This window comes from Collinsella aerofaciens (assembly GCF_002736145.1).
GTDB classification, from domain to species: Bacteria; Actinomycetota; Coriobacteriia; order Coriobacteriales; family Coriobacteriaceae; genus Collinsella; species Collinsella aerofaciens_A.
In genome coordinates this window covers 1,533,848-1,547,710 of record NZ_CP024160.1, presented here as the reverse complement: position 1 = coordinate 1,547,710, position 13,863 = coordinate 1,533,848, and the positions used below count along the sequence as shown (strand labels likewise).

Below are 13,863 nucleotides of genomic sequence, written 5' to 3'. Positions count from 1 at the left end.
GGTTGAAGACGATTGGTCCATGCGGCCGCAAGTGCGGTAGGGGCTTGGCTAGATAAGCCCAAAGTGTTCGAGCGCGGTGACGACGCCGTCGTGGTCGATGCTGTCGGTGACATAGTCGGCCTTTTCCTTAAGGAAGTCCGGTGCGTTGCCCATAGCGATGCCAACGTCGACGGCGTTCATCAGCGAGACGTCATTGCTGGCGTCGCCGATGCCGTATACGGTTCCGTGGTGGGGATCGAGGGCGTCGAGTACAGACTGGATGCCCCCGCGCTTCGTGCATTCGCGGGGCGAGATTTCGGTTACCTCGAGTTCGAGCTCGTTAAAGCAGAGCAGCGGCTCAAACGCTTGATCCTGAGCGATGCGGTTGGCAAGCGACGTGGACATTAAGATCTTGTAGGCGCTGTAATGTTGCAGCTGCGTAATTGCATCGCCCACGGTGCGGGCGTATCCGGGGGCGTCGGGCGCATCGGCACTCATGCGAACGACGCCATTGAGTCCCTCAAAACGAATCACTTCGTCCGATTGCTCAAGAATGGGAGCAAGGCGCTGCAGCATGCCGGGCGTCATCGCCAAATCGCGAATCACGCGTCCCTCAAGTTCGACATAGCCACCCGCGAGGCAGACGATGCCGGTCCAGGGCAGCTCGAGCAGCTTTGGATGGATGCAGCTCAGCGTGCGCCCTGTGCAGATAAACGCCATATTGCCCTTGGCAACAAAATCACGGATGGCTTGCGAGACCGCTTCATTGGGATAGGGGGAGAGGTCTCGCTCATCCTCGGGAAGCTCTTGTGCCACTCGAGGGTCTTGCCAGGCGAGCGTGCCGTCGATGTCGAAGAAGCAGATATCGCCGCGCTTATGGGCTGCGCTGGCGGCAGGGGAGGCCGAGGTGGTGGGCACAAATCCCGGCTCGAGGCCCATGATCTGGTCAAAATGCTCTTTAACGCGGGGAACGGAGATGCCGATAATCACCTGGGCGGTCTTGCCCGTAATGATGAGGCCCTTGGCGCCCACCGCGACAAACGACGCATTATCTGCAACGATGGAAGGGTCTGCGACCTCGACGCGCAGGCGCGTGGCGCAGTTGGTTGCGCCCACGATATTGCCAACGCCACCTAAAAGCTGAATTACCCGCTCAGCGAGGACGTGATCTTGATCGGATTGAATACTGACCTCGCCATTGGGAGATTGCTCTTTGGCAAAGCCGCTTCCCGTTAAACGGTCGATTGCCGCGCGATTGGAGACATGATCCTCGCGGCCCGGCGTCTTAAGGTCATAGACCAAGATGAGTGCTCGAAAACTAACAAAAAAGATGAGGCTAAAGGCAAGACCGATACCGAGCGCCAAAAGGTAGGAGCCGGCATGCATTCGCATGAGTGGGATGAAGTTGAAGGCCGTCATTTCCATGAGACCGCCCGAGAAGATGCCGACGATGCCAAAGAAGTTCATGGTCATGGCAAGGCAGGAGGATAGGACGGCGTAGAGCAAAAAGAGTCCAGGATAGGTGAACATAAAGAGAAACTCGAGCGGCTCGGTGACACCGCAGACCACCGAGGCGACGATGGCGGGCAAAAGGATGACCTTAAGGCCGGCGCGGCGTTCGGGTTTGGCGGTGAAATAGAATGCTGCCGCGATGGCGGGAAGGCCAAAGAGCTTGCCCCAGCCGGTGGCGGTAAAACCTGCCCAGGGCGCAAGTTCATTTAAAGGGCGCGTGCTATGGGAGAGAATGGGGAGCAGGTTGGTCCACGTGGCGTAAATACCGTCGTGAATGACCAGATTGTCGTAATAGATGGGCATATAGAGAAGGTGGTGCAGCCCCATGGGCTCGAGTGCTCGCTCCAAAAACACAAAGATGCCCACGCCGAAGGGGCCGACGCCCGCAAGTGCGTGGCGCAGCGTTTCGGTCACAGCGTATGCGAAGGGCACGATGGCGGCCGAGATGGCGGCAAGGGCAAACACGGCAAAAAAGCTGATGAGGTAGACCAGCGAGGAACCCGAGAAGGTGCCGAGCCAATCGGGAACCTTGGCATCGTAGAAGCGGTCATGGATGGCGACGACGGTTGCCGATACCGCCAGCGGGCCGATAATGCCGGTGTCGAGCGTCTTGATGCCGTCGATGACGGTGATACCGCTGGCGGGGGTCAAAGATGATGGGTACTTAAGCCCAAGGTTGTCTCCGCTCAGCTTAATGATCTCGCTCAAAAAGAAGCAATAGGCAAAATAGGCCACGAGCGCCTCGAGGCAGCAGCGTGCCGGTTGCTTTTGGGCAAGACCGATAGGCAGCGCTACGGCAAAAAGGAGCGGGAGACGTTTAAAGACCGTCCACGAGCCGCGCTGGATGATGGTCCAGAAAACGTACCAAGGGGTTCCGTATACGGCGAGGTCACCGACGATGTCTACGGTCGTGGCGAGGGCGGAGATGCCGACCATGAGGCCTGATATAGAAAACAGCATGGCGGGCGCGAACATCGCCCCGCCAAAGCGTTGGATTTTTTGCAGCATAATATGCCTTCCGGATGCAACATGCTGTGCGAGCAAGAACGTTTAAACAATGAACTCATTGTAGAGGACTGGCTGCTTGCCGCATTGACGGTTTTGATTCGGTCCGATTTGGGTTTCGGGGGAACCGTCGACGGTAAATAATCCGTGCTTTACCGATAATCGGTTTAAACAACCCAAAGAAATGCTATCGTGCCTAGCCATACATATTCATTAGAGGTGAAGTCATGCCAAAAGCGATATACGAAGGAATCTACCGAGAAATACGCTCACGCATCATTAATGGGACCTATGCGTTTCAGGAGATGCTGCCAACCGAAGCTGAGTTGACCGCGGAGTTCGGATGTACTCGCAATACTGTCCGTCGCGCCCTGGGTATGCTGGCCGACGGGATGTTTGTGCAGCCCATACACGGCAAGGGCGTGCGCGTTATTTGGCTTAAGGGCGAAACCGACATGTTGGGCGCACTCGAAGAGGTTGAGTCGTTTGGCGAGTTCGCAAAACGCAACAATGCCGTCGCATCGACCGAGGTCAAGTCTTTTGAACATTTGATTTGCACTGAGCAACTGTCGCGCCGCCTTGGCTTTAAGGTGGGCGAGGAGCTGATTCGCGTCGTGCGTGTCCGAAGCCTCAACGGCAGCGCGCGCCAGGTGGACCATGGCTACTTTTTGGAGTCGATCGCCAAGGGCCTGACCCCCGAGATTGCGGCAAGCTCTATCTACGACTATCTGGAGCACAAGCGTGGCGTCAAAGTGATGGCGAGCCGCCGTACGGTGAGCGTCGAGCTTGCCAACGATGAGGACTGCAGCTACTTGGACCTTGGCAAGTACAACTGCGTCGCCGTTATGGAGAGCCAGTCGTACACCTCGGACGGCATCTTGTTCGAGGTCACGCATGCCCGCACGCATCCTGAGATCTTCCACTACCGCGTCAACTCCAAGCGATAGCCGGCTAGCTCGCAGCCTGACGAGACTCATGCCCTCAAAGAGAAAACGCCCGGTCAAACCGACGATGCATCGGCTTGACCGGGCGTTTTCTCTGCATTCGATAACAAATAATTGTTTATACAAAACTTGTCAAGTATCAAGTCGAAATTACCGTTCACCGAAGTTTTTCTACCGCTCTAGTAATACTTGTTCAAACAACTAGCCAAATAGCGTATTGTACAAATCAGCAAAAGGGGCAAAGTCCCCGAGCCAATCTCCGAAGGCGGCGGCAAAGGGTGCCGCCACGGTGTGAAAGGGTGGATTGTAATGAAGAACGAAATGAGCAGAAGGCAGTTCCTGGGCTTTGCTGGTTCCGCGGCTGCGGTTCTTGGTCTAGGCCTCGTGGGCTGCGGTGGTTCTGCCGGCTCTGGCTCCTCTGCTTCTGGTGACGCTGCCGAGGTCTACTTCCTCCAGTTCAAGCCCGAGGTCGACAAGGAGTGGAAGGAGATCGCCAAGGCGTACAAGAAGGAGAAGGGCGTCGAGGTCAAGATCGTGACCGCCGCCTCCAACACCTACGAGGAGAAGCTCAAGTCCGAGATGTCCAAGAGCTCCGCTCCGACGCTGTTCCAGGTCAACGGCCCCACCGGTCTTAAGAACTGGAAGGATTACTGCGCCGATCTGTCCGACACCAAGCTCCGCGGCGAGCTCATCGACGACTCCCTGGCTCTGCAGTCCGACGGCAAGGATCTGGGTATCGACTGGGTTCAGGAGAGCTACGGCATCATCTACAACAAGGAGCTCCTCGAGAAGGCTGGCTACAAGGCCGAGGACATCAACTCCTTCGACAAGCTGAAGGCTTGCGCCGATGACATCCAGGCCCGCAAGGACGAGCTCGGCGTTGACGGTGCCTTCACTTCCGCCGGCATGGATGACTCCTCCAGCTGGCGCTACACCACCCACCTCGCCAACCTCCCGCTCTACTACGAATTCGAGAAGGAGCACAACCAGGAGGACGACGAGATCAAGGGCGAGTATCTCGACAACTTTAAGCAGATCTTCGACCTGTACATCACCGACTCCACCTGCGATCCTTCGCAGCTCGCCTCCAAGACCGGTGACGACGCCACCAACGAGTTCGCAACCGGCAAGGCCGTCTTCTACCAGAACGGCTCTTGGGCCTACGCCGACCTCACCAAGGCCGGTATGACCGACGATCAGCTCGGCATGCTGCCGATCTACATCGGCGTTGACGGCGAGGAGAACCAGGGCCTGTGCTCCGGCGGCGAGAACTACTGGTGCGTGAGCTCCCAGGCTTCCGAGGATGCTCAGAAGGCCACCGAGGACTTCATGTATTGGTGCGTCACTTCTGACACCGCCACCAGCATCATCGCTGACAAGATGGGTCTGACCGCCCCGTTCAAGAGCGCTAAGGAGACCACCAACGTCTTCTCACAGCAGGCCGTTGCCATGGCCAAGGACGGCAAGAAGACCGTCGCTTGGGACTTCGTTTACATCCCCTCCGAGGAGTGGAAGAAGAACCTCAAGCAGGCTCTCATCGCTTATGCTGCCGACAACACCAAGTGGGACGGCGTCAAGAACGCCTTCGTCGATGGCTGGAAGACCGAGAAGGCTGCTTCCGAGTAAGCAGTTGCTGCCCAAGCTATCTGATTAGCGACAGGGGGCGGGCAGACGTAGGTTTGCCCGCCCCCTGCATATTGAAAGGACCCTTCTATGGGCAAAGCACTCAAGCGCTGGTGGCCGCTCTTTATGCTGCCCACGTGCCTGGCGTTTATGATCGGGTTCGTGATTCCCTTTATCCAGGGTTTCTATCTCTCGTTCTGCCAGTTTATTACCATCAATAACGCGCACTTTGTCGGTATCGAGAACTACGTGCGCGCACTGACCGACCCGCAGTTCTCCACGTCGTTCTTCTTTACCGTGGCGTTTGCCTTCCTGTCGACGGTGCTCATCAACGTGATCGCGCTGGCCATTGCGCAGGCGCTCACTCGCAAGGCGCTCAAGGGCACCAACATCTTCCGTACGATTTTCTTTATGCCTAACCTGATTGGCGGCATTGTACTGGGTTACATTTGGCAGATTCTGATCAACTGCCTGCTCTCCAACGTGGGTGCCCAGCTTATCGCCCTCAACTCCGCCGCTGGCTTCTGGGGCCTTATCATCCTGACCCTGTGGCAACAGGTCGGCTACATGATGATCATCTACATCGCCGGTCTGCAGTCCATTCCGTCTGACTACATCGAGGCCGCCAAGGTCGATGGCGCTACGGCATGGCAGACGTTTTGGAAGGTTAAGATCCCCAACCTGATGCCGACCATCACCATCTGCCTGTTCCTGTCCATCACCAACGGCTTTAAGCTGTTCGACCAGAACCTCGCCCTTACCGGTGGCGCCCCGGCGCACTCCACCGAGATGCTCGCCCTGAACATCTACAACACGTTCTATTCGCGTGCCGGTATCGCATGGCAGGGCATCGGTCAGGCCAAGGCGGTTATCTTCTGCATCCTGGTCGTAGCCATCTCCATGATTCAGCTTAAGGCCACGAGGTCCAAGGAGGTGCAGCAGTAATGAAACGCGATAAGGTTATCAACCGCGCGCTCTCGATTTTCTTTACGATTCTGTCGCTCGCGTGGATCTATCCCGTGTTCATGATTGCGCTCAATTCCTTTAAAAAGGCAACTGCAATCAGCACCACCACGGCATTCGATCTGCTCACGCCCGAGACGTTCAACGGCCTCGCAAACTACATGCACGCCCTTAACGAGCAGGGCTTTGCCTCGGCGTTTATGTACTCGCTTATCATCACGGTCACGTCGGTCGTGCTGATTCTGGTGTGCTGCTCCATGTGCGCTTGGTACGTGGTGCGCGTCAACAGCAAGATCTCGAACTTCTTCTATTACCTGTTCGTCTTCTCGATGGTCGTACCGTTCCAGATGCTCATGTTCACGCTGTCCAACCTCGCGGACCGCATCGGCTTCAACACGCCGTTCAACATCTGCTTCATCTACCTTGGTTTTGGCGCGGGCCTCGCGGTCTTTATGTTCGCCGGCTTCGTCAAGAACATCCCGCTCGAGATTGAGGAAGCGGCCATGATCGACGGCTGCAACCCGGTCCAGGTGTTCTTTAAGATCGTCCTTCCCATTATGAAGCCCACCTATCTTTCGGTCGGCATCCTTGAGACCATGTGGGTCTGGAACGACTATCTGCTGCCCTACCTTACGCTCGACTCCACCAAGTACAAGACCATTCCTATCTTGATCCAGTACTTCCGTGGCGGCTATGGCCACGTCGAGCTCGGCCCCATGATGGCATGCATCATGATGGTCGTCATCCCCATCGTCATCATGTACATCTTCTGCCAGAAGTACATCATTGACGGCGTTGTGGCAGGTGCCGTCAAGGGCTGATGCCGTAACTGTTTTGCAAGTTTTGGCGGCGCCCCTCAGCGCGGCGCCGCGTATCGAAAGGTAAAGACATGGCCGAGATCGTTCTCAAACATGTTCAGAAGGTGTATCCCAACAACGAGTCAAAAAAGAAGGGCTTCTTTGGCAAAAAGAAGAAGACCGAGGAGAAGAAGCACAACCTCAAGGTTACCGAGGACGGTGTGCTTGCTGTAGAGGACTTCAACCTCACCGTTCACGACCAGGAGTTCATCGTCCTCGTTGGCCCCTCTGGCTGCGGTAAGTCCACGACGATGCGCATGATCGCCGGCCTGGAGGACATCACCTCGGGCGATGTGCTCATCGATGGCAAGCGCGTCAACGACGTCGCTCCCAAGGACCGCGACATCGCCATGGTGTTCCAGAGCTATGCTCTGTATCCCAATATGACGGTGTACGAGAACATGGCGTTTACGCTCGAGCTCAAGAAGGTCCCCAAGGACGAGATCGACCGTAAGGTTCGCTCCGCTGCTGAGATCCTGGGTATTACCGAGTACCTCGACCGTAAGCCCAAGGCGCTCTCTGGCGGCCAGCGCCAGCGCGTCGCCATCGGCCGCGCCATCGTGCGTGACCCCAAGGTCTTCCTGATGGACGAGCCCCTGTCCAACCTGGATGCCAAGCTTCGCAACCAGATGCGCGCCGAGCTCATTAAGCTGCGTCACGAGATCAAGGGCACCTTCATCTACGTTACCCACGACCAGACCGAGGCTATGACCCTCGGCGACCGCATCGTGGTCATGAAGGACGGCGTCGTCCAGCAGATCGCCACCCCGCAGGAGGTCTTCAACCATCCCGCGAACATCTTCGTCGCCGGCTTTATCGGCGTGCCGCAGATGAACTTCTTCGATGCCCAGCTGGTGCGCTCGGGCAACGGCTTTACCGTCAAGACCGACGACATGAATGTCGCGCTGGCCCCCGAGACCTGCGCTCAGCTTGCTCTCAACTGGGACGGCGGCGACGTGAAGGAGATCACGGCCGGCGTGCGCCCCGAGCAGATCCTGCTTGCCGACAAGGGCGAGGAGGGTGCGCTCCAGGGCACCGTCGAGGTGACCGAGCTCATGGGTTCGACCGAGCATGTCCACGTGACTGCTCCCGATGGCCAGTTCGTCCTGATCATTCCCGTTGTCGACCTTGAGGCCAAGGGCGCGCTCAAGGCGGGCGACACCATCTGGTTCAAGTTCGAGAAGAACGCGACTCATCTCTTCGATAAGGTGTCTGGCAAGAACCTTATCTAGGCCCGGTGCATCCAGGCCCTCCCTTTGGGCGACTGCGGCTTTGCCATCCTTTTGCCGTGGTCACATATAAGGCTCCCCTCCTGTCCACTGGGCGAGAGGGGAGCCTTTCTTTGTGTTGGGGCTTTCCGTCTGTCAGTTTGTCTTGATCTGTAACAGGTAGGGCCGATTTCGGACGTTAGATGTTACAGATCGAGACGGTTCCGCTGTGCCAACCATTTCATCTAAATCTGTAACACCAAAGGCGAATTACACCTGCTAGATGTTACAGATTGAGATAAACCCAAGGGGAGGGGCCGGTATGTCTCAATCTGTAACGGCTGGGACCGTTTTGGTTGAGTAATTGTTACGGATCGAGATTGTTTGGCCGAGTCGGATCACAGGGTAACGTGCGGGCACAAAAAACGGAGCCGTGTTGCCACGACTCCGTTTCTCAAGAGGATGGGTAAGGGGAATGAGCTAGCTCAGGTGCCAGATCTCGTCGTTGTACTGGGAGATCGTACGGTCGGACGAGAAGGTGCCGGCGTTGGCGATATTGATGAGCGCCTTGCGCATCCAGGCGTCCTGGTCCTCGTAGTCGGCCAGCACGCGCTCCTTGGTCTGGATGTACTCCTCAATGTCGAGCAGGGCCATAAACCAGTCCTTGCCCTTAATGTCGTCGTGCAGGCGCTGCAGGCGCTCGGCGTTGCCGGTCGCCATAAAGGCCGGGTTGGTGATGAAGTCCACCAGCAGTTTAATGCCGGGCTTGCGGTAGAGCACACCGGCGTCATAGGTGCCGTCGGCGTAGAGCTGCTCGACCTGTTTGGACGAGGCACCAAAGGTATAGATGTTCTCGTCGCCCACGAGCTCGGCAATCTCCACGTTGGCACCGTCGAGCGTGCACAGGGTTAGGGCGCCGTTGAGCATGAACTTCATGTTGGAGGTGCCGCTCGCCTCCTTGGAGGCCAGGCTGATCTGCTCGGAGATGTCAGCGGCGGGGATCACGCGCTCGGCGGCAGTGACGTTGTAGTTCTCGATCATGACAACCTGCAGGTAGGGAGCCACGTCGGGGTCGTTTGCAATCCACTGCGACAGCGTCAGGATCAGATGGATGATGTCCTGCGCGATAGTGTAGGCAGGCGCCGCCTTGCCGCCAAAGATGATGGTGACGGGGTGCTTAGGTCTGTTGCCGTTCTTGATATCGAGGTACTTCCAGATGATGTAGAGTGCGAGCATCTGCTGGCGCTTGTACTCGTGGATACGCTTGACCTGAACATCGATGATGGCGTTGGACGGGATAGTCACGCCTTGCTCGAGCGCCATGAACTGGCGCATGATGGCCTTGGCCTCGGTCTTGGTGGCGGCCAGGCGCTCAAGAACATCCTTGTCGTCGGCGAACTTGGCGAGTTTGCTCAGATCGCCGGTGCTGCGCCAGTCGGTGCCGATCACATCGTCGAGCAGGCTGGCGAGCGCGGGGTTGGCCCCATGGATCCAGCGGCGGAAGGTGATGCCGTTGGTCTTGTTGGAGAACTTCTCGGGATAGATCTCGTAGAACGGATGAAGCTCGGTGTCCTCCAGGATCTTGGTGTGGAGGGCGGCTACGCCGTTGATGGAGAAGCCAAAGTGGATGTCCATGTGGGCCATGTGGACGGTGTCGTATTCGTCGATGATGGCGACGCGCGGGTCATCGTGCTCGGCCTTCGCGATCTCATCGAGCTTGACGATAATGTCGGCGATGGCAGGGGAGACCTTCTGCAGGCTGGCGAGCGGCCACTTCTCGAGCGCCTCGGCAAGAATCGTGTGGTTAGTGTAGGCGACCATGGAGCGTACGATGGTCACGGCCTCATCAAACTCGATGCCATGCTCGGTGGTGAGCAAGCGAACGAGCTCGGGGATGACCATGGTGGGGTGCGTGTCGTTAATTTGGACCACGGCGTAGTCGGCCAGATCGTGCAGGTTGCTGCCGCGCTCGATGGCCTCGTCGATCAGGAGCTGGGCGGCGTTGCTCACCATGAAGTATTCCTGGTAGATGCGAAGCAGACGGCCCTGCTCGTCGGAATCGTCGGGGTAGAGGAACAAGGTGAGGTTCTTGGCGATCTCGGTCTTGTCGAAGTCGATGGAGCTGCCGGGGACCAGGCCGTCGTCGACGCTCGCCAGGTCGAACAGGCGCAGGCGGTTCTTGGTGGGCTGGCCGTAACCGGGCACGTCGATGTTGACGAGCTTGGAGGTAACGGCAAAATCGCCGAACTCGACGGTGTAGGAGCGGTCATCGTCGACTAGGATGTCCTGCTCACCGAGCCACTCGTCGGGGACGGCCTTCTGCTGGTTGTCGACAAAGCGCTGACGGAACAGACCGTAGTGATAGTTGAGGCCCACGCCATCGCCGGTCAAGCCCAGCGTGGCGATGGAATCCAGGAAGCACGCGGCCAGGCGGCCCAGGCCGCCGTTGCCGAGCGACGGCTCGACCTCGAACTCCTCGATCTTGTTGAGGTCGTGGCCTGCGGCGGTGAGCTGGTCCTTAACCTCGTCGTAGATGCCGAGGTCGATCATGTTGTTGATGAGCAGCTTGCCGATCAAAAATTCGGCGGAAATGTAATAGAGCTTTTTCTTGCCGTTGTTGAGCGGGCAGGCGGCAGAGCGCTCCTGCACGAGCTTGACCAGCAGTTTGTAAATGCGGCGGTCATCGAGTTGCTCGAGCGAAGTTCCAAAGGACTGCTCGGCAAGATCCGCGAGATTGATGCGGGGCATGTTTCCTCCTGTGGTGAGTTGACTACATGTCAGAAATTCAAAAGAATCCCGCGCGAGGGGATTGGGGTGGCCTCGCGCGGGAAAAGCAAGCGCGTCCGCACGGTGGGGAGGGGTCGGGCGCGGTAGCTCCTATTGAGGAAGCTCGATTTCGGCTTCCGACGGGATGCGGAAGTAGGTCTCGGTCCAGTCGGTGAGTTTGTGCTCGAGCTCGCGGGTGATGGCGCCGTCGAGCATGCGCCAGGTCCAGTTGCCGCCCAGGGTGGCAGGGGTGTTGATGCGCGCCTCATTGCCCAGGTTAAGCAGGTCCTGCATGGTGTAGATGCACGTGTCGCTCACGCTGGCGGCGATGGTGCGATTGAGTGCATCTGCCATGGGTTCGCCGGCCTGCTGATGGGTGTACAGGGCTGCCTGCTCGCGCTGACGCGGGGTGGCCGTTCCCTCAAACCAGCCGCGCGCCGTCTCGTTGTCGTGGGTGCCCACGTAGGCGACGGTGTTGGCAATGTAGTTGTGCGGCAGGTAGTACGAGTTGGTGCCCTCAAAGGCAAACTGCAGGATCTTCATGCCGGGGAAGCCTGAGTTGTCGCGCATGTCGATGACGCCGGGGGTGAGGAAGCCCAGGTCCTCGGCGATGATGGGCAGCGTGCCGAGCTTTTCCTCGAGCGTCTTGAAGAGCTTGAGGCCGGGACCCTGCGTCCACGAACCGTAGGACGAATCGGGCGAGGAGAACGGCACCTCCCAATAGGCCTCGAAGCCGCGGAAGTGATCCAGGCGGATGACGTCGTACATGTCGAGGGCGGCGCGAATGCGGCCCTCCCACCAGGAGAAGCCGTCGGCCTCCATGGCGTCCCAGTCGTAGATGGGGTTGCCCCAGTACTGGCCGGTGGCCGAGAACTGGTCGGGCGGCGTGCCGGCGACGCTCACGGGATTGCCGGCGGCGTCGATCTTAAAGAGCTCGGGTGTCGCCCACATCTCGACGGAGTCACGCGAGACATAGATGGGTAGGTCGCCGATGATAAGAATGTCGCGCTCGTTGGCATAGGCCTTGAGGCGGCTCCACTGGCGATCGAAGAAGTACTGCGTCATCTGGTGGTAGAGCATACGCGCCGGATGGTCGGCGCAGACCTTGGCGGTAGCCTCGCCGCGGGTGCGGAGCTCCGCGGGCCACTCCCAAAACGCCTTGAGACCGCACTCCTCTTTGACGGTCATGAACTCACAGTAGGGGATGAGCCAGTCCTCGTTGGCCTGGATAAAGTCATCGAAATCGGCCGGCTTGTCGGCAGCAAAGCGCTCAGCGGCGCGGTCGAGAATCTGACGGCGGCCGCCAAAGATAGCACCGTAGTCGACATTGCTGGGGTCGGATCCCAGATACACGCCATCGATATCGCGCTGCTCCAGATACCCTGCCTCGATAAGCTCGGCAAAGTCGATAAAGTTGGGGTTGCCTGCGCGGGCCGAGAACGACTGATAGGGCGAATCGCCATAGCTGGTCGTCGTAAGGGGCAGAATCTGCCAGTAATGTTGTTTGCACGAGGCGAGAAAATCGACGAAGTCGTAGGCATTCCAGCCAAAGCCGCCGATTCCGTATGGTCCGGGCAGAGATGAGACGGGCATGAGGACGCCGCTTGCACGCTCCATGAATGCGCTCACCAACCTTCTTGTTGTGGGGTCGGCCTGCCGATGGGTATGCAGTCCGCCTCCGATGTTCTGATTCGATACGCCTATTGTAAAACATGTTGTTTAAACATGTACAGGCAAGATAAAAAAGTTGGTCGATTTTCGGCGAATGGCTACATGCCATGAAAAAGCCCCGACCTCACAACGTGAGATCGGGGCAAGAACGGTATGTAGGTTTTTGCTACTCGGCGTCGGCGAAGCCGTTGGGGTTGTGGCTCTGCCAGTTCCAGCTATCGCGGCACATGTCCGCGATGTCGTACTGGGCTTTCCAGCCCATCATGCGCTCGGCCTTGGAGGCATCGCACCAGTTGGCAGCGATGTCGCCGGCGCGGCGCTCGCGGATCACGTAGGGCAGCTCCTTGCCGCAAGCCTTGGAGAAGGCGGCGACGACCTCGAGTACCGAGGTGCCGGTGCCGGTGCCCAGGTTAAAGATCTCGACGCCGGTCTTGCCGTTCATCCAGTTAAGGGCGGCAACGTGACCAGAGGCCAGATCGCACACGTGGATGTAGTCGCGCACGCCGGTGCCGTCGGGGGTGGGGTAGTCGTTGCCAAAGACCTGAACGGCCTCGAGCTTGCCCACGGCGACCTGGGCGACATAGGGCACCAGGTTGTTGGGGATGCCCTTGGGATCCTCGCCGATCAGGCCCGACGGATGAGCGCCGATGGGGTTGAAGTAACGGAGCAACACGACGTCCCACTCGGGGTCGGCGGTGTGGACGTCCATAAGGATCTGCTCGATCATCCACTTGGTCCAACCATAGGGGTTGGTCGCGGGCTTCTTGGGATCCTCCTCGGTGACGGGCGGGTTGTCCGGGTCGCCGTAGACGGTCGAGGAGCTCGAGAAGATGATGGACTTGCAGCCATGGTTGCGCATGACGTCGATGAGCACCAGGGTGTTCTCGATGTTGTTGTGGTAGTACTCGACGGGCTTGCTCACCGACTCGCCGACGGCCTTAAAGCCGGCAAAGTGGATGACGCGGTCGATCTGATGGGTATCGAAGATCTTGTTCATCGCATCGCGGTCGAGCACGTTGGCCTCGTAGAAGGTGAGGTTCTTGGCGGCCTCGTCGCCCACGATGGTCTTGACGCGGTCGACGGCGACGGCGCTGGAGTTGGAGAGATCATCGACGATGACGACCTGATAGCCACCCTCGAGCAGCTGAACGACGGTGTGCGAGCCGATAAAGCCGGCGCCACCGGTAACGAGGACGCAGGTGTCTTTGGGGTCGAGTGCTTTGGACATGTAGTCTCCTATCGAATCAGGAACACTTCTAGAGGGGAGTATAGCGCAGGCGGGGACGCCCAAATCGTGCGCTGTAGGAAAAGCAGAGGAGTATGTTAACGTACTCA

Annotated in this window: 9 protein-coding genes; 5 read left to right on the top strand and 4 right to left on the bottom strand. The window is 58.3% G+C overall.

The features are described from left to right. Positions 1 to 48: 48 nt before the first annotated feature. On the bottom strand, positions 49 to 2,499 hold the full coding sequence (locus tag CSV91_RS06825; protein ID WP_099432303.1) for a PTS transporter subunit EIIC: 2,451 nt from the start codon (positions 2,497 to 2,499) through the stop codon (positions 49 to 51). 224 nt (positions 2,500 to 2,723) lie between these two features. Between CSV91_RS06825 and CSV91_RS06820 the strand changes: the two genes are divergently transcribed. The 5 genes from CSV91_RS06820 (at position 2,724) to CSV91_RS06800 (ending at position 8,115) form a co-directional block, all read left to right on the top strand. Beyond that, positions 2,724 to 3,443, top strand: a complete 720-nt coding sequence (locus tag CSV91_RS06820; RefSeq protein WP_099432302.1) for a GntR family transcriptional regulator — start codon at positions 2,724 to 2,726, stop codon at positions 3,441 to 3,443. A gap of 306 nt (positions 3,444 to 3,749) precedes the next feature. Then, positions 3,750 to 5,066 (top strand): ABC transporter substrate-binding protein, encoded by a 1,317-nt coding sequence (locus CSV91_RS06815; RefSeq protein ID WP_055252173.1) that lies wholly within the window; start codon positions 3,750 to 3,752, stop codon positions 5,064 to 5,066. 87 nt (positions 5,067 to 5,153) lie between these two features. Next, entirely contained in the window at positions 5,154 to 6,008 is an 855-nt protein-coding gene (locus CSV91_RS06810; RefSeq protein ID WP_099432301.1) for a carbohydrate ABC transporter permease, read from the top strand. Beyond that, positions 6,008 to 6,847 (top strand): carbohydrate ABC transporter permease, encoded by an 840-nt coding sequence (locus tag CSV91_RS06805; RefSeq protein ID WP_099432300.1) that lies wholly within the window; start codon positions 6,008 to 6,010, stop codon positions 6,845 to 6,847. Before CSV91_RS06810 ends, CSV91_RS06805 begins: the two co-directional genes overlap by 1 nt. A 68-nt stretch (positions 6,848 to 6,915) precedes the next feature. After that, positions 6,916 to 8,115: an ABC transporter ATP-binding protein gene (locus tag CSV91_RS06800; RefSeq protein WP_099432299.1), complete on the top strand. Its 1,200-nt coding sequence runs from the start codon at positions 6,916 to 6,918 to the stop codon at positions 8,113 to 8,115. 456 nt (positions 8,116 to 8,571) lie between these two features. On the opposite strand, the gene glgP is transcribed toward CSV91_RS06800, so the two are convergent. From glgP to galE, 3 genes are all read right to left on the bottom strand, one after another. Continuing rightward, complete coding sequence (gene glgP / locus CSV91_RS06795; RefSeq protein ID WP_099432298.1) at positions 8,572 to 10,839, bottom strand: glycogen/starch/alpha-glucan family phosphorylase; 2,268 nt, start codon at positions 10,837 to 10,839, stop codon at positions 8,572 to 8,574. 129 nt (positions 10,840 to 10,968) lie between these two features. Next, the gene (gene malQ / locus CSV91_RS06790; RefSeq protein ID WP_232049582.1) at positions 10,969 to 12,486 is read right to left on the bottom strand and encodes a 4-alpha-glucanotransferase; all 1,518 of its coding nucleotides are present in this window, start codon (positions 12,484 to 12,486) and stop codon (positions 10,969 to 10,971) included. Positions 12,487 to 12,694: 208 nt separating this feature from the next. Next, positions 12,695 to 13,756, bottom strand: a complete 1,062-nt coding sequence (gene galE / locus CSV91_RS06785) for a UDP-glucose 4-epimerase GalE (protein WP_006235870.1) — start codon at positions 13,754 to 13,756, stop codon at positions 12,695 to 12,697. Positions 13,757 to 13,863 lie beyond the last annotated feature (107 nt).